Source organism: Candidatus Symbiopectobacterium sp. NZEC135, from assembly GCF_025962695.1.
The window spans coordinates 1-631 of the sequence record NZ_JAGFPF010001268.1 but is presented as its reverse complement, the minus strand read 5'-3'; the positions used below and the strand labels follow the sequence as shown (position 1 = coordinate 631).

1 protein-coding gene is annotated in these 631 nt (G+C 57.7%); it reads left to right on the top strand.

The genetic code is table 11. The features are described 5' to 3' along the window. Nucleotides 1-631 (top strand): hypothetical protein (locus J5224_RS33760; RefSeq protein WP_264629231.1); only part of this gene is annotated, 631 nt, incomplete at both ends.

Below are 631 nucleotides of genomic sequence, written 5' to 3'. Positions count from 1 at the left end.
GACACGCCTTCACTCTGCCTGAACCAGACGCTGGAAAACAGCGGTAACATCAGCAGCCAGCGCTTGGCGATCGCCGCACTTTCTGCCCTCAATCAGGGCCAACTGCTCGGCGTTGACGACCTGCAACTGACGCTGATTGATCAGTTGGATAACCGCAGCCAGATTGGCGGCAGCGGCACAGTACAGGTGACCGCTAATAACGTGCAACAGGCGGGATCACTGGAAGGGCGTCAGGTCGGTGTTAATGCGGCAGTATTGGATAATCAGGGTAAGGTGCTAGGGCTGGATGCGCTGACGCTCAGTATCGGCGACAGTTTGACCAACCGGCAGAACGGCAAACTGCTTTCTGCCGGGCTGGCGACGTTCAACGCTGCACGGTCGGTGAATCAGGGCGAATGGCAAGCAAACGCGCTTGTGTTGCAAGGCAACCAGTTGATCAATACCGGGCGCATTCAAGGCGACCACGGTATTTCAGTGGCGCTCAATGCGACGACGTCTCCCAGTAAATTGTTGAATCAGGGCACGCTGGTGAGCGGCGGCGACAGCCAGATAAGCGCTAACGCCATTGAAAACAGCGGCACACTCTCCACGCTCGGCAAGGCGACGCTGACGGGCGACACCCTGCTTAATA